Raw genomic sequence first — 18263 nt, 5'->3', positions numbered from 1 at the left:
AGGAAAAATGATGTGTGGCAGATTCACCATTACCGTTACAATTGATGAATTATTAAGTCGTTACTTGTTAGAATCAGTTCCTTTTCGGTATATCCCCCGATATAATGCTGCACCAGGTCAAATGATTACGTCTATCATTGCACACAAAGGTAAAAATAGAATAGGGCAACTGAAATGGGGACTTGTACCTTCGTGGGCAAAGGATGATAAAATGGGATATAAATCAATAAATGCAAGAGCAGAAACATTACAAGAAAAACCATCTTTCAAAAAAATTATCCACAATAAAAGATGTGTCATTCCAGTAGACGGTTTCTATGAATGGAAAAAAACAAACGGGATAAAACAACCCATGAGAATTCAACTTAAAAATAATAAATTGTTTTCATTAGCTGGATTATATGATACGTGGATAAATGCTGATGGGGAAAAATTACACAGTTGTACAATTATTACTACAGAACCCAATCAACTCATGTCTAACATTCATGATCGTATGCCCGTTATATTAAATCAAGAAGAAGAACATCAATGGCTAGATCATGAAAATTATCACTTTAATACTGTTATGAATTTATTCAAACCGTATCCTTCTGATAAAATGAAAGTTTATCCTGTATCCAACATGGTTGGTAATGTGAATAATGATTCACCAGAATGTATCGAAGAATATACGGAACCTTTGTTATTTTAAAATTCCCTAAAAAAGTTCATAATAATCATTGATGAATGTGATTTATCACATCTAAATTAGAGGGAATCTATGATTTTAAAATTTTCATTAAAATATGCATATTAGACACTAGATTCCCTTACTTCCTAATCAAATTGAATACAATAAATGTTGAAAAATCATTCCACTAAAGAAATTTCTTTTTCTTTAAAAAATGCTTTATTAGGTAAATAATGAATGGATTTAATATTTCTTACTGTTCTTGTTTTAGCTCTCATAACGATGGAATCCGTTTCTGCTCTTTGACCTGAGAGATAACGAACCCCACTTAAGAAGTCACCTTCAGTAACTCCCGTTGCGGCAAAAATAACATCATCTGTTCCAACCATGTCGTCCATCGTTAAAACCTGACATGGTCTTTCAAATCCCATTTTTTTACAACGGTTGTATTCTTCATGTGTAGCAGACATTAATCTCCCTTGTATCTCTCCTCCTAAGCATCTAAGCGCAGCTGCAGCTAATACCCCTTCTGGAGCACCTCCAGACCCAATATACATGTCAACTCCAGCTTCTGGCAATGAAGGAGCAATGGCACCTGCTACATCACCTTCGGTTAATAATTTAATTCTGACACCGATTTGACGCAGTTGTAAAATTAAATGTTTATGTCGCTCACGGTCTAAGATTGTTACTGATAAATCGGATATTCTTTTATTTAAAGCTTTAGCAGCTTTATAAATCATATCTTTTAATGGATCATCAATACTTAGAACACCCACTAGCTCAGGCCCAACCGCTAATTTCTCCATATACATATCAGGAGCATGAAGTAAATTTCCTTTATCTGCGACTGCAATCACAGCAAGTGCATTATTAAGTCCTTTAGCTACAATTTCCGTACCATCCAAAGGATCAACTGCAACATCTAGTTCAGGACCTGTCCCACTCCCAACACTTTCACCTATATATAACATAGGTGCTTCATCCATTTCACCCTCGCCTATAACAACTGTACCTTTCATGGATACTGAATTTAATACATATCTCATAGCTGAGGTAGCTGCTTGATCAGCACCTTCTTTATTGCCACGTCCCATCCAAGGAGCAGATGCTAATGCAGCTAACTCTGTTATTCTTACAATCTCTAATGCTAATTCACGCTCCAAGATACCCTCTCCTTTTTATGAATATTTTAATCTAAACCGACTCCTAAATTCTCAGTATTCCTATGATTTGTCTTGAATCTATATTTGAATTTAGTTATGAATGTAAGTTACTATCGTGTAAACTTATAATAATAGCAGCTGTTTCTTCAATCGCTCTTTCAGTTACATCAATAATTGGACATCCTACTCTTTTCATTAAATCACTTGCTATTTTATGCTCTTCTATAATGCGATCTAAAGTTGCATAATTTGCTCCAGAAGGCATGCCCAAAGCTTTCAATCTTTCTTTTCTAATCCTCAAGATTTGTTCTGGCTGCATAGTTAGACCGATTACTTTACTTCTAGGAATTTCAAACAACTCTTTTGGTGGTTTCACTTCAGGTACTAAAGGAAGATTTGCCACTTTAATTCCTTTATGTGCAAGGAAGATGCTTAAAGGTGTTTTTGAAGTCCTGGATATGCCAACCAAGACTAATTCAGCCTGCAAAAGACCTCTCACGTCACGACCGTCATCAAATTTAACAGCAAACTCTATCGCTTCTACTTTTTTAAAGTAGTTCTCATCCATTTTATGAAGCAATCCAGGTTCTTGTTTAGGAATATTATTAAATGTATCGATAAAAGCTTGCATCATTGGACCCATAATATCAACTGCTCTTACACCTAAACGAATGGCTTCTTGTTTCATCATTTCACGAAGCTCAGGTTGTACAAGAGTGTAGGCAACGACTGCATTTTCTGAATATGCATCTTCCATGACAACTTTTATTTGATCTTCATATTGAATATGACCTACCCTTTTGATCTCAATTTGAGTCATATCAAATTGACGCGCAGTAGCTTTCACTACAGTTTCTGCTGTTTCTCCTATGGAATCTGAACATATAAAAATTTTATATCTAAGTTTCTCGTCCACTATGAATCCTCCAATGAATTATAATAAAGTATCAGTTAAGTCCAACAATAAACGAGTCATATTCGTTTTCGTAATTCTTCCTATGATTTCGTCTTTCTCTGAAATTACAGGCAACGTATCCACATCATGTTCAATCATTTTTTTAGCGGCTTCAACTACAGATTGATCAGGTTGAATGGTAACGATATTAGGCTGTCTTGTCATAACCAGGTGTACTGGCATTGTAGAAGATGCAGGGTTGCCTAATGTGACTTTTAACAAGTCCTTCCTTGATAAAACTCCCTTCAAAGTTCCATCTTCATCACTCACGACTAAACTTCCAACATTATCCATAAAAAGAGTGACTACTGCATCGTGTATCGTTGTTGTTTCTTTTACAACAACAGGAATACTCTGAATGTCTTTGACTTTAATTTGCTCTAATTTTTTTGCCGCTTCGTAGTTAGGTAAGGCTGATTTTCCTGGAAAATATCCTACCTTTGGTTTGGCTTCAAGATAACCTACCATGACAAGAACGGATAAATCTGAGCGTATTGTAGGCTTGCTCACCCCAATCATTTCTGCAATTTGATCTCCAGTAATAGGTACATTTTCTTGTACAATTTCTATAATTTTTAATTGGCGAGATGTGAGTTCGATTATTTTCACCTCCAATAGTGCATACGTTGCTCAACAATATAAACTTAACATATTTACTTTAATTATTAACTAAAAGTTATTTAAATTCAATTGCACTTTGGGCAGCGGCGATTCTTGCTAGTGGAATTCGATATGGAGAGCAGCTAACATAATCCAATCCAATTTGCTGACAGTAGAAAATGGATTCTTTGTTCCCACCATGTTCTCCACAAACACCTGTTTTCAAATTCGGTTTTACAGATTTACCGTTTTCTACAGACCATTGTATTAATTTACCTACTCCTTTTTGATCTAAAACTTCAAAAGGATTATTTTCTAATATATGTTCTTCTGTATACCTATCGAGAAATTTACCTTCTGCATCGTCTCTGCTATATCCGAACGTCATTTGAGTTAAATCATTTGTTCCAAAGGAAAAGAAATCTGCATATTGAGCAATTTCATCTGCAGTTAAAGCGGCACGAGGAACTTCAATCATCGTACCCACTTCATAATGACAATACTTAATTTCTTCACCTAAAATTTCCTTTGCAACTTGATTCACTAGCTCTCTTAATCTTTTTAATTCATTCACATCACTAATAAGTGGAATCATTAATTGTGGCATGACTTCTATTCCTTTTTTCAGGCTGGAAAGTATCGCACGAAAAATAGCTTCAATTTGCATATCATAAATTTCTGGAAATAAAATTCCTAATCTGCATCCTCGTTGTCCTAACATGGGATTCATCTCATGTAAATTGCGAACTTTATTAATTAATGAATCTAATTCTTTTATATTCGTCTCTGTATCAACACCTAAATCAACTCTTTGTTTTTGTAGTAATAATTCTTCTAGTTTAGGTAAAAATTCATGAAGAGGTGGATCCAACAATCGAATCGTAACAGGTAACCCATTCATTTCATGAAATAAATCTTCAAAATCAGATTGTTGCCATGGCAATAAACGGTCTAAATGTACTCTTCGTTCTTCAAATGTTTGAGCCATAATCATATTTTGAACAATTGGCAACCTGCTAGGCGACATAAACATATGTTCCGTGCGACACAACCCAATACCTTCTGCTCCAAACTCACGGGCTTTTTTTGCATCTATGCCATTATCCGCATTTGCATAAACCTTTAATTCTCTTATTTCATCAGCCCAATTTAATAAAGTGGATAACTCTTCAGAAATTTCAGGATCCTTTAATTTTATTTCCCCTTGAATAACTTGACCGGAAGATCCATCTATGGAAATCCAGTCTCCTTCATTCACAGTAATATCACCAACCATAAAGGTTTTTGCCTTTAAGTCAATCTCTAATTCATTACAGCCACATACACAAGGTTTACCCATACCTCTGGCTACTACTGCTGCGTGACTAGTCATTCCACCCCTGCTTGTTAAAACTCCTTCTGCAGCAAAAACACCATGTATATCTTCAGGAGTTGTTTCAATTCTAACCAAAATAACTTTTTCCCCATCATTAGCTAGTTGTTGAGCAGTATCAGGATCAAACACAACTTTCCCAGAAGCTGCTCCAGATGAAGCTGGAAGTCCTTTTGCAATAACATCTAATTTATTTTGATCATCAATTGAACGATGGAAAAGCTGTTCCAATTGATTTACTTCTATTCTTTGCAATGCATCTTTTTTGGTAATCAGCCCATCTTTGGATAAATCCACAGCAATTTTTACTGAAGCTTGTGCTGTTCGTTTTCCGTTACGAGTCTGTAAAATATATAATTTATTGTTTTCAATTGTAAATTCAATATCCTGCATATCCTTATATTGCTTTTCCAATAAACTAGCAATTTCATATAATTGATTATAAATTTCAGAAAATTGATCCTTAAGAAACTCAATTGCGATAGGTGTTCTTACTCCTGCAACAACATCTTCACCTTGTGCATTAGTTAAAAACTCTCCAAATAAATTTGCTTCTCCAGTAGATGGGTCTCTAGTAAATAATACTCCTGTGCCACTTTCTTCCCCTAAATTTCCAAAGACCATAGATTGAATGTTTACTGCAGTCCCTTGTTCACTTGGAATACCATAAGCTTTACGATACACTTTGGCACGTTGATTGTTCCAAGATTCAAAAACAGCTTCGATGGCTAAACTCAATTGAACATTAACATCCTGAGGAAATTCTCTATTTGAATGATATTTAATCAATTGTTTAAACTCATCAATTAAAAATTGTAAGTCTTCTGCCGAAATATCACTATCATGTTGGTATTTATTCTTCATTTTTATCTCATGTATTTTTATTTCAAATGAATGTGATTCCACACCAAAAACGACATTCCCAAACATCTGAATCAATCTACGATAACAATCATAGGCAAAACGAGCATCTTGAGCATTTTTAGCTAGTCCTTTTACCGTCTGATCATTTAATCCTAGGTTTAAAATAGTATCCATCATACCTGGCATAGAAGCAACAGAACCGGATCGAACGGATACTAATAGAGGATTTTCTGGGTCTCCAAAAGTCTGCTGCTTCACCTGTTCCAATTCTTTCAATGCACTAGATACCTCATCAAATAACCCTTCAGGAAGTCGTCCATTACATTTATAATACTCTCTACATACGTCTGTAGTTATTGTAAAACCTGGAGGTGTCGGTAGTCCTATATTAGTCATTTCTGCAAGGTTTGCACCCTTACCGCCAAGTAAATATTTCATATTTGCGTTACCTTCATGAAAATGGAATATACGTTTAACCTTCACTGTCATTGAAAAGTACCTCCGAATTTAATTCATTGCAATGATCATTTTTACAAGAGCTATAAAATGTGACGACATTATCTGTATCTACTGTATCTATCACTTCCCCACAGTGTTTACATAAAATGGTGCCTAAGTCGTTCATATGACCGTTTTGTCCCATAATTCACACTCTCCTTGTTTTTGTTTATTGATCACCAAATGAGCTAAATCAACTACACGACAGGAATATCCCCATTCATTATCGTACCAAGCCAACACTTTGATCTGATCACCAGCAACTGATAATGATAGCCCATCAATTACAGCTGATTTTTCATTTCCAATAAAATCACTTGAAATTAAAGGGTCATTTATATAATCCAAATATGAAGATAAATGACCTCTGGATGCACCTTCAAATAATTTTTGAACCTTTTCTAAAGTGACATCGTCATGCACTTGAATTGTCATATCAATTAATGAAACATCAGGAGTAGGTACTCGTACGGACAATCCTTGAATAATCGGCGCTAGGTGTGGTATGACATTTTTAAGCGCTTTACCTACCCCAGTACTTGTTGGAATAATAGATTGAGTGCAAGCACGTGCTCTACGTAAGTCATGATGTGGATTATCTAAATGTTTTTGATCGTTTGTATAGGAATGAACAGAAGTAACCCATCCATTTTTAATAGAAAATGCTTTATCTAAAACATCTAAAATGGGTGCAACACAGTTTGTTGTACATGAAGCTGATGATAAGAGTTTATGACTTTCCGGATCATAGAGGTGATCATTGACTCCCATCACTACTGTTAAATCCATATCCTTTGCAGGGGCTGTGTTAATAACAGTCTCAGCACCTGATTGCAAGTGTTTTTGTGCACTTTCTCTGTTGTTAAATTGTCCTGTTGAATCTATAACAACCTTTACACCAAGTTTTTCCCAAGGAATGTTTTCCGGGTACATTTCGTAGGTTACCTTCACTCTAAAACCATTAATGATTAGATCCCCATCTTCAATTTCTACGGAACCATCAAACTTTCCATGAACTGTATCATATTTAATTAAGTGACTTACCGTCTCTATAGAATATTTACTATTAATTGCAACTACCCTTGGGTCGTTTAGACTTAGGTTTGAATCAAAAGCCTTACGTAAAACAAGTCTACCAATTCTCCCCATACCATTAATACCAATCATTATCATTCATCCCCTAATCTATATAATACGTCTTATTTATATATAATGTATCATATTTAAAAATAATGCACAATATATAAAATTGGAATTATATTTAATATGTATTATAAAAATATTAAATAAAAGGCATAATAAAACTCGGAAAACAAATTTCCGAGTTAGCTATTTAAATAAGTGCAGTTTTATATCTTTCCATAGAAACACCTGAATCAACTGCCGCTTTACTTACAGCTTTGGCTACAGCTGGAGCAACACGTTTATCAAATGGAGCTGGTATTACATAGTCTTCACTTAACTCCTCATCTGAAACTAGTGAAGCAATTGAAAATACGGCTGCTTCTTTCATTTTCTCATTAATATCTGTTGCACGTACGTCTAATGCACCTCGAAATATGCCAGGAAAAGCTAAGACATTATTAATTTGATTTGGAAGATCAGAGCGCCCAGTACCAACGACTCTTGCACCTGCTTCAATCGCATCTTCATACATAATTTCTGGAATTGGATTTGCCATAGCAAATATAATCGCATTCTGATTCATGGAACGTACCATTTGTTTTGTTACAACATTTGCAGCAGAAACACCAATAAATACATCTGCTTTTTTCATGGCATCAACTATTGTTCCCTTTTCTTTTTTGAAATTTGTTAAACAAGCCATTTCATGTTTAACATCATTCATGCCGAACTCACGTCCTTCATAAATGATACCTTTAGAATCACATAAGATGATATTATTGACACCAAATCGATTTAATAACTTTACAATGGCAATACCAGCTGAACCTGCACCATTCACTACTACTTTTATAGAGCCCATTGATTTTTTAACTAATTTTAGTGCATTTACTAATCCAGCTACTGTTACAATGGCTGTTCCATGCTGATCGTCATGAAAAACTGGGATATTTAACTCATTTTTTAAACGTTCTTCAATCTCAAAACATGCGGGTGCAGCAATATCCTCTAAATTAATACCCCCAAAAGTAGCCTCTAGCAATTTTACAGTTTCAACAAACTGATTCACATTTGTTGTATCCAAGCAAATAGGGAAAGCATCTACTCCTGCAAAACTTTTAAACAAAACTGCTTTTCCTTCTATTACTGGAAGTGACGCTTTAGCACCAATATTTCCAAGGCCCAATACGGCTGTTCCATTAGAGATGACAGCAACACTATTCCCTTTTATGGTATAGTCATAAACCGCATCTTCATGTTTGTGGATTTCTTTACACGGCTCTGCTACTCCAGGTGAATAAGCTAGTGATAAATCCTTAGCCGTTTTAACTTCTACTTTAGTATTTACTTCTAACTTCCCTTTATTCAATCGATGCAGTTCTAGTGCTTCTTCACTTAATGACATAACAATCTCACACCCTCTTACTTTAATGTGTTAATGCGTTTTAAATAATGTATCATATATATTAATAATGCACAATATATAAATTTATTAATTTTATATAATGTGCATTTATTTTAATTAAGGTGATTATTAATGCAAAAAAATAAGATAACATATTAAAGAAATAATGAAAAGTATGCTAATAAAAAATAAATTTACTGGGGGCTGGTTTTGCAGGAATGAAATGAAAATAAAAAAACCCACAGACGTGGGAGAGAGAATATACCAGCACAGGTTGATAGTTGAGTTCAATAATAAAATTAATAAAAATTCATTAAATCAATGTTCATTATAATGAAGAATTAAAAAAAATTAATAAGAAATTTAGTTTTCAAAGTCTACTACTCTTGCAACTTCTTGTCCACAGTTTTTACATTTACCTTGTAATACTATACCAGTTGAATGTTCTTGTATCACATATTGAGCAATGCTTACCGCATCGCTACAGTTAGAACACCAAACATTGTTTACAATCATTTTTCTATACTCTTTTTCAATAGATAACCACATTTGATTTGGGGAATTCAATTTAAAACATCTCCTTTAAAATTTCATCATCTCCCAAAAACCATTCATTAAATGGTATGTCTCTATCATACCACTTCTTTGTTATTCGTGATACAATAAGTTGTGATTTTACTTTACTTGACATGAACTATTGAAAGGGATGAAATAGTCAATGGATTTAACTCAAAAAACAAATGAAAATATACGGTTTATGGTAGAAGAAATCATACAAAAATTAAAAATGGCAACAGCTGCTGCAATGAATCCTGAACATTTTAAACTTGAACGATATGAAGAAATTAAAGATATTTATGATTTGGTAACAAGTAAAACCAATTATAGTATTTCAGAAATGGAAGCCATCGTGAAGGAATTGGGAGACCTGCGCAAATAAAGCGTGGAAAACCCCAAAAAGATATCACACAAAAGTATGAAGTATCTTTTTGGGGTTTGTATTTTTCATGATTACTAAGATTTAAATCTGCTGCGTATTGCCCATTTTCGTTCATGTCTTTTCATATACTTAGGTAACGATTTATAAATCTCTATAACTTCTTTAAAAGCCTGCTTAGCTTCTTCCTTACTTCCACTCTGTTCATAAAGTTTTCCTAACAAATAATAAGATTCACAAGAAGAGGAATGAATCCCGCGAAATTCCTGTAAATATTGAAAAGTTTTATCCCGATCAGTTTGAATAAAAACTTTAGCCAATTCCAAATAAGGTTGTCCATACCCTGTTCTAGGATTTATTTTTAATCCCTCTAATATATATTTCTCCCCTTCTTGAATGTTGCCCATCTTAATATGGGTCAAACCAAGATCACACAATACATGTGAATCTTGATCCATCCTTGGGAGAATTTCAGTAAGAATCTGGTTTGCTTCACCATACTTTTTCTTTTCCATCAATAAACTAGCCAATTCATATTTAGAAGAGACATCATTAGGATTAAGTCTTACCTGTTGTCTCAAATTTGATATTTTCCTCATACGTTTAAAAGGTTTTGTTAAGCTAGGAAAAAAACCAAAAAAACGTCTGTCTAAAAAATATAAAATGATAAAAATGATAAATAAAGCTATAAATGGATTCCCAAGGATTTGCCATAATAAAATAAAACCAATAAATTTAGTCATATAAAACACCCACCATGCTGTTAATTTTAGCGAACAACTCATTATTATTGTATTATACCAGGGAAATTACAAACAACAACTAAATCTAATGGATTGAATTAATAATCAAACCTCTTTAGGTAAAACGACGGTAACCTCCGTCCCCTGACTCCACTTGCTTATTATAGAAAGTCGACCTTTATGAAGCTGAACGAGTTGTTGAACTACTGCTAGACCTATTCCTGTACCTTCTTTATTCGCATCTACTTGATAAAATTTTTCTTTAATCTTTTCTAATTTATTATTCTCAATTCCGATTCCATGGTCCTTGATACATACTTCAATTTCATTATTGTTATTCTCTTCTGCTGTAACTTCTATTGAAGCCTCGGTATTAGAGAACTTTATGGCATTATCAAGCAAATTAATAAACACCTGTTTTAAACGATGGTTATCAGCAATGATTTCAATCTCATCCTTATGATTAAAATGGATTTGAATTCCTTTTCTCTTAGCTTTTATACTCATTTGCAAAATCACATCTTCAAGTAATTTTGTAATTGAAAATTTTGAAATGGATAAATTCAAGTTATTGGCTTCTAACCTAGAGAAATCTAATAATTCTTCCACTAATTCCATTAAACGATCCGTTTCTTTATTGATAATCTTTAATCCCCGCTCTGTTTCTTCCTTGTTACCTCGATCACCTGTTAAAATTGTATCACTCCAACCTTTAATACCTGTAAGTGGTGTTCTCAATTCATGTGACATCGAAGATATAAATTCATTTTTTAACTGCTCTGTATTTTTAATTTCAACTGCCATTTCATTAAAGTTTTTAGAAAGAATACCGATTTCATCCCGATCATTTTCGTTTAGCTTGATATCATATCTTCCTTTAGCAATTTTACGTGAAGCTTCAGTTATGTTTTTAATGGGGGAAGATATATTGGAGGCTAATTTATAACTTATCATAAAAACGATTAACATTACGGAAAGAGCAATGACTATACTGAAAATCATAGTACTTTTTATTTTTTGATCAATTTGTTCTAGTGAAGTCATATATCTTGCAACTATAATTACTTTTCCATCGACTAAAATTGGAGTAGAGACAGCCATGATTTTTTCGTCTGTGCTTTTATTAACTCCTTTCCAAATCCCGCTTTCTCCACGTAATGCCTTTTTTATATCATCTGTATCCACCGTTTTATTAACGTTAAACCCACTAGATGTTATTAGTATGGTACCCTCTGTATCTAAAATTTGTAATTCTGCTTGATCGTAAGTAAAATTCTCTTTAATTTGTGATAAGTTTTGTTCGATATTACTAATAGAAAGAGTCATGTATCGATTTGCAAACGAAGCTGTTGTATGTGCATGATTCATTAATGCATTCGTAACGCCATTATAGTAATAATTATAAACCACAGAAAAAAACACACTCAAAAGCAATAAAATCGTTAATAATATGATAAACATAAAATTAAAAACGATTCTTCTTTTTATACCATTCATGGCGTATCACCCGTCCATTTATATCCATAACCCCATACCGTTTCAATCCATTTAGGCTGTGAAGGATTGTCTTCTATTTTTTGACGGAGCCTTCTCATATTCACATCCACTATTTTAGGATCACCAGGATAATCAAGTCCCCAAACCTCATCTAATAAATCATCTCTACTTACAGCTTGCCCATTCTGCTTTCTCAAAAACTGTAATATCATAAACTCAGTTGGGGTCAAATCAATCAACTGATCTCCTCTTTTGATTTTTTTCTCATCTGGAATTAAAGTGACTAGCTCTTGATTATTTTTGTTTAATTCATCTATTGAGACGTTCATTCTTCTTAATAAGGAATAAATTCTTGCCATTAATTCTGATGGGATAAAAGGTTTGTTAATATAATCATCCGCTCCAGACATCAATCCATGAACTCTATCCACCTCTTGTACCCTTGCCGTTAACATGATAATTCCAATTCTCTCATTTATTTCTCTTAATTTTTGACAGACTTCAAACCCATCGATGCCAGGCAACATGACATCTAATAATGCAATATCGATAGAATCATTGTGCCCTGATAATAGTTCTAATGCTTGTTCTCCTGTTTCAGCTTCAATCACTTTATAACCTTTTCTCTCTAAATTAATCGTGATAAAACTGCGTATACTCATTTCATCTTCTAATACTAGTATTGTTCTCAAATAACCCACTCACCTTTTATCTCTTACTTCTAGAGTTTCGCTAGTTCAGCAGCCTATCTTTACAATTTAAAGAAGGTGAAAATACATGTTTAACTCTGAGTTAACTACACTCGTGGCAAATACATATTTGTTGTTCCGACCCAACTCAAACATATTCTCATTTGATTCCCACTCTTCAACAGGAATAGAAATCACATCAAAAACTAAATCCCCCCCTAAAATGGTTACAAAGGATATTTCCTGTTCATTATCTGATCTCTCGATCGTTAATAAACTATTCCACTCCTTAGGAAATTCAAAATAAAATCCTTTTTGATATTCATAAAATCTTTGTAATTTTAATTTTAATTCATCGTTACCAATCCACTGATAATATCCTGTAATATATGGGGTAGTCGCATAAGATTCATTTTCAAATCCAACAGGAGGAATTAATTTACCAATTTCAATAATCCCATCCAAATCTGTATCTTCACTATGTACAGGATAGTCTTTCCAAGTTAAATTCTCCATTTCATCTGAGGCTTTTTGAAGTTGATTGTTTTCTAATAATAGAACTTCAGTATAGGCAGCATGAGCACCTACTTGAATATCCAATACCAATCCTCGCCTCTCATTTGTCACAAAACCTGAGGTGACGTTTTCATAACTACCGAATTCATCTAATAACATGTCATCTAAAGCTATAAACTCATTTTGTTTATAAAGATGCGTGGTTACTGCTGCTGAAACCCCTCGATTGACTAACAATATTGTTATTTCATTTAATCCATCCTGATTTAAATCATCCACTACAAATTTAGAATAAGCAGTATCAAATAAAGTCTCAATATTTCCTTCTTGCCACTCATAAATATTCAAACCCTTTTCTAACACACCATTTGCATAACCTGCTATAATTTCTAATCTTCCATCTCCTGTAACATCAGCAAACTGTAAATCGTATAGTTCTATTCCTAAGCCTGAAAAGGTTTGATCCAAATGCCAAATCCCATTGATTTTTATAAAAATCAGACCTTGTATCCCTGTATTTTTTATAGCATCATAATAAAAAATAACGGCTTCATCCTTTTTGTCCTGATCTAAATCTATGAGGTGAAAAGGAGATGCATCACCTTTTTCAACTGGACTAAGCAATATCACTCCTGAAGGTAAAGCTGCTTGTACAGCATTCATTAAATCAGCTTGAGAGTCTCCTAACTTAGGTGGTTTTATAAGAGAAGTAGGTGATTCAAGCACATTACATCCTGATAGTATAATCAAGACTATAAATATTATGAAGGTATTTTTAAGTACTTTTAACAATTCACATCACTCTTTTATTCTGTATTTACGTTTAGTTAAACTAAACTATATAATCTTAGTTTGTCTTTATTGTCACTTTTTTGGTATCTTGATTCCACTCTACATTTGCACCAAGTACGTCACTTGCAAATCGTAAAGGAATCATTGTTGATCCATTTATAGATATTGAAGGATGTTGTAAAATGATAGATTTATCATTCACTTTTATTACTTCATCACCTATTGTTAATACAATTTCAATTTCACTTTTTGTAGCTTTTACTGTTTTAGTTGTTTGATCCCACTTTACATCTGCACCCAAAACTTCAAATATTCCTCTGAGAGAAACCATAATTGTATTGTTCATAACGATTGGTTGTTGAGTATAACTTTGTACTTCTCCATTAATGATTACAAATATCTCTTCAGTTTGAATGACTTCATCACCATACGTATGATACATCCTTTCATTATCAAATGAAATGGAAATAGATGGTGTGCCAGCGGTACCAGGAGCGATTTCATACTCATCAAAAATTAATACCAATTGTTTCCCTTCAACATAAAAAGCCTGATTCTCTTCTACTGTTTGGAATCCAAGATCTCCTGGTTTGAAAAAATCATCTGGATTTTTATTAATTTCTCTCAAGACTAGTTCATTGATTGTATCTATTTCTATTAAATCTGTAATACTTACTTCTTTCGCTTCGATTTGATTCACTATATTTACTGAATTTACAATACTAGTTGCATTTGCACCACCTGTATAAGTACTTGTTTCAAACACAATCGAAACTAATTCTCCAGCAATTTTCATATCATAGCCCATATCTAATGAATATTTGTGAAAATTCCATCCACTTTCTTTGGCTTCTTGTGCATGCTCTTTTGCATCCTTTGTTAATTCTTCTATCTTCTTTTCAAATATCATCTTGATTTTCTCATTGGTTTTACCTTGAAAGTTTTCGTCTTTTAAACCTTGAATTTCTGGTAAAGAGGCATTTACTTCTAGAAAATCATTTTCAAAAGATAAATCGTGTTCTTTTACCAATACTGCTTGTTCTAAATTCTTAATTAAGTTTATATCTGATGTATTTTTCGATTCTTGAAATAAATTTGGATTTGCAAAACTAGGTTGAAGCGTGCCTCCAACTAGTAAAGTAGCTGCTAATGTAATAATCATTGCATATTTTTTCATTCGAATCTCTCCCTGTATTTGTTAGATTTTTTTATATAAGATAGATTTAAGCTCTTGCATCTAAATCATATATTACATACTAGTACTGATGGGTTACAAAAGAGTTACAGTTTGTTTTAAGAAAAAAGTAAGGAACTATTTTCATTGGGTTCCCCTTATCGAATGCTACTTTAATGCAAAAAAATACACCTAATAACGGATTAGGCGTATTCTTATATTTATTTAATAATCATAATTATTGTTCAATTTCATTTGAATACTTTGCTGCTGGTGCACTCGCTTCGGGTAAGACAATATCTCTAGTTTCTACAACTCTTCTGACATTTCTGTTCACTCCTATCCAAGTTAACTAAAATATTACTTCAATCTATTTATACGAAATCTTATCTAACTATTAATAGTGAGTCAAGACTGAAGTTTATTAATTACTGAGCATAAGTCCCTTTAATGTTTTATTAGAAACTGTATATTATGACTGGGATTGTGTTAAAATTTTTCATATAACATGGAAGGAAGGTATTTATGATATGGAAACTAGAATATTAGGCAGTACAGGTATTAAGGTTTCAGAAGTCGGTTTCGGGGCATGGCAATTAGGTAATGCAAAAGACTGGGGAAACATGTCAGAGCAAGAAGCGATTTTTTTAGTTCATACTGCTATAGATCAAGGTTGCAATTTTTTTGATACGGCCCCAAATTACGGTGGTGGAAAAAGTGAGGAATTATTAGGAAAAGCCTTTATAGGTAAAAGGGATCAAGTTGTGGTAAACACGAAGGTTGGTAAAGATTTCAGCCCAACCCAATTAAAAAAATCACTAGAAACAAGTTTAAAAAGATTACAAACCGATTATATCGATACTATCTTATTACATAATCCTCCTTTTGAATATTTAAATGGAGAAAGTCCAATTTATGCAGAACTGGAAAACTTAAAAAAAGATGGCAAAATAAGAGCTTATGGAGCTTCTGTTGATTCTAGTAAAGAAATGTTAGAAGTTATTCAAAATACAAATAGCCAAGTATTAGAGGTATTGTTTAATATATTTCATCAAGAAACTGCTGCAGCATTTCCAATGGCAAAAGAAAGAGGTATTGGTATTATTGCCAAAGTTCCGCTTGATTCGGGATGGTTATCCGGAAAGTATAATGCAAACAGTCAGTTTGAGGGAATTCGAAGCAGATGGTCTGATGAGATCATTCATCGTAGATTTGATCTGTTAAAGCAAATTAATTATGTTACTAATGAAGATCAAAACATGGTACAAGCTGCTTTAAGATTTATTCTTTCTTATGATGCAGTATCTACAGTCATACCTGGTGTAAAAAATGAACAGCAGCTATTTGATAATTTATCAGCTAGTGATCAAAAAATGAGTAGTGAAATGAAAAAACAACTACAAACGTTCTGGCAAAAAGAACTTAAGAATGATCCAGTCCCTTGGTAACATAACTTCTATTCATATTGAAGTAATCAAAAATAAAGGTATTTAGTGGTCTTATTACATTGAATTTGACAACCATTAAAAATTAACGAAAATTAGTGCAATAAGACCACAGATTCCCTCTATTTTCTTTTTGTTGTAGTTGAAAAAACAGATAATCATTTATAAAGTTATCAAACCATCTTTTTGAAGTCAGCACCCTTCTTATCTAGTAGAACATGAAATAATACATAACTGATCAAAATGAAACACAAAATAGATGCAATATAACCCGTACTCATAACTGGGGACAACTCAAAAATTGACTTACCTACATAGGTTTGAATTCCAACAGACAAATTAACAATTAACCATAATAAACCTGTCACATGGATCAGACTCTTCTGGTTATGAATTCTGCTTTTTCCAAGTAACCATGCCATGATGGGAATAAGCTGCACACCATGAAAACCTAACCCATGGAGCCAAATGATATTACCATCCTCCCCAGTATATCGACTGGACAGTTCTGAGATCCAAATCCCTGCTGCAAATGAAACTAATGTTGATAACATACCATAACGAATCCCCAAAACCATATTTGACGAAAAAAATAAGGTACTGGGACGAAAGACTTGCCATGTGAAAAATAAATAGGTTAATATAATCAACATCGCATCTAATCCAAATACAGACCCTAAAATTTGATCAAAAGATTCAGTACTAGCTGAAAATCTAGGATCAACACCTCTAATATTCTGAAATGTCTCTAAAAATATTGCAATTACAAATGTGAGGAAAACTGAAAATCGAAAGAGATTACCCTTTACTTTTGAAAAGTTTACAAAAGGCATAAGAAAAGCGGTAGTGAGTGCGAATAAGCCAATCGCAAAATTAAAAGAAACTGCTTTAAAAATGTCACCTTCTGGTGGGACAATTGAACTACCTTGATAAAAATAGTAACTCATACAAAACAACCCCGCTATAAATCCAACCATCCCTGTGGAAAACAACATTTTTTCATTTTTAAACGATCTAATTTCATCGTTCATATTCCTCACCTCATTTTATAACCTTAATTTAACTTTTATTTAAATTATGCTTTATTACTCATCCTAAATGTTACTTTAAACCATTTTTATTACATACTAAATAGACCTAAGACTATGTTGATACCTAGGCTTAGGTCGTGAAATTTAGTAAACAAATTTTTACATGTCAGAGCCTTATTAATAAGATGGAACTGATCACTAAAATACTAACAATAAAGAAAACAAATAAAATATTGATTAAAAACATCTTCATCGTAAAGCCTTCAAGATTTTTATTACGATCAAACGCTCTGTTCCGAATAAATGTAATTATGTTGACTAATATCATCATGACAAAAAAGAAATAAAATACAGATGAAAAGGTTAATAAATTAAAAAATTTTTCAGAAGGAGTAATTGTACCCATCATAACAAAACAAACAATGGCGAAAAATTGTAACCCTATCACCAAATTTCGTTGTTTTCTCTCTTCTTTACCTAGCTTCTTTTTCTCGTATTTGTGCAACTCTTTCATTTTTTTAGTATGTATGAGCACATCCGTTTTGCCAAACTTTAAATATAAAAATAATTGAATAGCAAATAATATAGAACTTCCAAAATAAAATTGTTTTGTAGTAATATCCAACATAGATAAGACTAGAAACAATATCAAAATGAAAAGAAAAGTAAGATTAAGTAAAATAAATTGATGCTTACGCAATTCCACTAATTTTTCATTATCCATTTCATACACCGTCTCATTTTCACCAGTCATTAAAAAAACCTCACATTGCTTCTATCT

At 32.9% G+C, this 18263-nt stretch carries 18 protein-coding genes; 3 read left to right on the top strand and 15 right to left on the bottom strand.

Going from position 1 to position 18263, the window contains the following annotated elements; translation table 11 throughout:
- Positions 1 to 10: 10 nt before the first annotated feature.
- A complete protein-coding gene (locus tag ERL59_RS13375) occupies positions 11 to 694 on the top strand; it encodes an SOS response-associated peptidase (RefSeq protein ID WP_160646730.1) in 684 nt (227 codons plus the stop codon).
- Positions 695 to 852: 158 nt separating this feature from the next.
- Here ERL59_RS13375 and glpX read toward each other — a convergent pair whose 3' ends face one another.
- The 8 genes from glpX to ERL59_RS13335 form a co-directional block, all read right to left on the bottom strand.
- A complete protein-coding gene (glpX, locus tag ERL59_RS13370; protein WP_160646729.1) occupies positions 853 to 1839 on the bottom strand; it encodes a class II fructose-bisphosphatase in 987 nt (328 codons plus the stop codon).
- A 94-nt stretch (positions 1840 to 1933) separates the two neighbouring features.
- Positions 1934 to 2758: a pyruvate, water dikinase regulatory protein gene (locus tag ERL59_RS13365; RefSeq protein ID WP_160646784.1), complete on the bottom strand. Its 825-nt coding sequence runs from the start codon at positions 2756 to 2758 to the stop codon at positions 1934 to 1936.
- Positions 2759 to 2773: 15 nt separating this feature from the next.
- Positions 2774 to 3403 (bottom strand): helix-turn-helix transcriptional regulator, encoded by a 630-nt coding sequence (locus ERL59_RS13360; protein WP_328699952.1) that lies wholly within the window; start codon positions 3401 to 3403, stop codon positions 2774 to 2776.
- A 67-nt stretch (positions 3404 to 3470) separates the two neighbouring features.
- Positions 3471 to 6119 carry a pyruvate, phosphate dikinase gene (ppdK, locus tag ERL59_RS13355; RefSeq protein WP_201763561.1) on the bottom strand — a complete coding sequence of 883 codons (2649 nt, stop codon included), beginning with the start codon at positions 6117 to 6119 and terminating at the stop codon, positions 3471 to 3473.
- Positions 6103 to 6273, bottom strand: a complete 171-nt coding sequence (locus ERL59_RS13350; protein WP_160646728.1) for a GapA-binding peptide SR1P — start codon at positions 6271 to 6273, stop codon at positions 6103 to 6105. The genes ppdK and ERL59_RS13350 overlap by 17 nt, the downstream gene beginning before the upstream one ends.
- Complete coding sequence (gap, locus tag ERL59_RS13345; RefSeq protein WP_407925715.1) at positions 6252 to 7295, bottom strand: type I glyceraldehyde-3-phosphate dehydrogenase; 1044 nt, start codon at positions 7293 to 7295, stop codon at positions 6252 to 6254. Before gap ends, ERL59_RS13350 begins: the two co-directional genes overlap by 22 nt.
- A gap of 166 nt (positions 7296 to 7461) precedes the next feature.
- On the bottom strand, positions 7462 to 8658 hold the full coding sequence (locus tag ERL59_RS13340; RefSeq protein WP_160646726.1) for an NAD(P)-dependent malic enzyme: 1197 nt from the start codon (positions 8656 to 8658) through the stop codon (positions 7462 to 7464).
- A 363-nt stretch (positions 8659 to 9021) separates the two neighbouring features.
- A complete protein-coding gene (locus ERL59_RS13335; RefSeq protein WP_235929888.1) occupies positions 9022 to 9225 on the bottom strand; it encodes a hypothetical protein in 204 nt (67 codons plus the stop codon).
- A 151-nt stretch (positions 9226 to 9376) separates the two neighbouring features.
- On the opposite strand from ERL59_RS13335, the gene ERL59_RS13330 reads away from it, so the two are divergent.
- On the top strand, positions 9377 to 9598 hold the full coding sequence (locus ERL59_RS13330) for a DUF1128 domain-containing protein (protein ID WP_160646725.1): 222 nt from the start codon (positions 9377 to 9379) through the stop codon (positions 9596 to 9598).
- Positions 9599 to 9672: 74 nt separating this feature from the next.
- Here ERL59_RS13330 and ERL59_RS13325 read toward each other — a convergent pair whose 3' ends face one another.
- The 5 genes from ERL59_RS13325 to ERL59_RS13305 form a co-directional block, all read right to left on the bottom strand.
- Positions 9673 to 10338: a tetratricopeptide repeat protein gene (locus ERL59_RS13325; RefSeq protein WP_160646724.1), complete on the bottom strand. Its 666-nt coding sequence runs from the start codon at positions 10336 to 10338 to the stop codon at positions 9673 to 9675.
- A gap of 105 nt (positions 10339 to 10443) precedes the next feature.
- Positions 10444 to 11835, bottom strand: a complete 1392-nt coding sequence (locus ERL59_RS13320; RefSeq protein ID WP_160646723.1) for a sensor histidine kinase — start codon at positions 11833 to 11835, stop codon at positions 10444 to 10446.
- Entirely contained in the window at positions 11832 to 12527 is a 696-nt protein-coding gene (locus ERL59_RS13315) for a response regulator transcription factor (RefSeq protein WP_160646722.1), read from the bottom strand. Before ERL59_RS13315 ends, ERL59_RS13320 begins: the two co-directional genes overlap by 4 nt.
- A gap of 66 nt (positions 12528 to 12593) precedes the next feature.
- Entirely contained in the window at positions 12594 to 13766 is a 1173-nt protein-coding gene (locus ERL59_RS13310; RefSeq protein ID WP_160646721.1) for a hypothetical protein, read from the bottom strand.
- Between the two features lie 121 nt (positions 13767 to 13887).
- The gene (locus ERL59_RS13305) at positions 13888 to 15009 is read right to left on the bottom strand and encodes a stalk domain-containing protein (RefSeq protein WP_160646720.1); all 1122 of its coding nucleotides are present in this window, start codon (positions 15007 to 15009) and stop codon (positions 13888 to 13890) included.
- Positions 15010 to 15536: 527 nt separating this feature from the next.
- Between ERL59_RS13305 and ERL59_RS13300 the strand changes: the two genes are divergently transcribed.
- Entirely contained in the window at positions 15537 to 16454 is a 918-nt protein-coding gene (locus ERL59_RS13300; protein ID WP_160646719.1) for an aldo/keto reductase, read from the top strand.
- A 170-nt stretch (positions 16455 to 16624) separates the two neighbouring features.
- Here ERL59_RS13300 and ERL59_RS13295 read toward each other — a convergent pair whose 3' ends face one another.
- The gene (locus tag ERL59_RS13295) at positions 16625 to 17482 is read right to left on the bottom strand and encodes a hypothetical protein (protein ID WP_160646718.1); all 858 of its coding nucleotides are present in this window, start codon (positions 17480 to 17482) and stop codon (positions 16625 to 16627) included.
- Positions 17483 to 17648: 166 nt separating this feature from the next.
- Positions 17649 to 18236: a hypothetical protein gene (locus tag ERL59_RS13290; protein ID WP_160646717.1), complete on the bottom strand. Its 588-nt coding sequence runs from the start codon at positions 18234 to 18236 to the stop codon at positions 17649 to 17651.
- Positions 18237 to 18263: the final 27 nt, after the last annotated feature.

This window comes from Chengkuizengella marina (assembly GCF_009910845.1).
GTDB lineage: Bacteria > Bacillota > Bacilli > Paenibacillales > KCTC-33759 > Chengkuizengella > Chengkuizengella marina.
Note: the sequence above shows the minus strand (reverse complement) of the source record. Positions and strands in the feature narration are given on the sequence as shown.

What these genes read in the sequence shown, in the direction of transcription:
- ERL59_RS13375 (WP_160646730.1), top strand. Translation starts at nt 11, where the DNA reads ATGTGTGGCAGATTCACCATTACCGTTACAATTGATGAATTATTAAGT.
- ppdK (WP_201763561.1), bottom strand. Translation starts at nt 6,119, where the DNA reads ATGACAGTGAAGGTTAAACGTATATTCCATTTTCATGAAGGTAACGCA.
- ERL59_RS13350 (WP_160646728.1), bottom strand. Translation starts at nt 6,273, where the DNA reads ATGGGACAAAACGGTCATATGAACGACTTAGGCACCATTTTATGTAAA.
- gap (WP_407925715.1), bottom strand. Translation starts at nt 7,295, where the DNA reads ATGATTGGTATTAATGGTATGGGGAGAATTGGTAGACTTGTTTTACGT.
- ERL59_RS13340 (WP_160646726.1), bottom strand. Translation starts at nt 8,658, where the DNA reads ATGTCATTAAGTGAAGAAGCACTAGAACTGCATCGATTGAATAAAGGG.
- ERL59_RS13330 (WP_160646725.1), top strand. Translation starts at nt 9,377, where the DNA reads ATGGATTTAACTCAAAAAACAAATGAAAATATACGGTTTATGGTAGAA.
- ERL59_RS13325 (WP_160646724.1), bottom strand. Translation starts at nt 10,338, where the DNA reads ATGACTAAATTTATTGGTTTTATTTTATTATGGCAAATCCTTGGGAAT.
- ERL59_RS13320 (WP_160646723.1), bottom strand. Translation starts at nt 11,835, where the DNA reads ATGAATGGTATAAAAAGAAGAATCGTTTTTAATTTTATGTTTATCATA.
- ERL59_RS13305 (WP_160646720.1), bottom strand. Translation starts at nt 15,009, where the DNA reads ATGAAAAAATATGCAATGATTATTACATTAGCAGCTACTTTACTAGTT.
- ERL59_RS13300 (WP_160646719.1), top strand. Translation starts at nt 15,537, where the DNA reads ATGGAAACTAGAATATTAGGCAGTACAGGTATTAAGGTTTCAGAAGTC.
- ERL59_RS13295 (WP_160646718.1), bottom strand. Translation starts at nt 17,482, where the DNA reads ATGAACGATGAAATTAGATCGTTTAAAAATGAAAAAATGTTGTTTTCC.
- ERL59_RS13290 (WP_160646717.1), bottom strand. Translation starts at nt 18,236, where the DNA reads ATGACTGGTGAAAATGAGACGGTGTATGAAATGGATAATGAAAAATTA.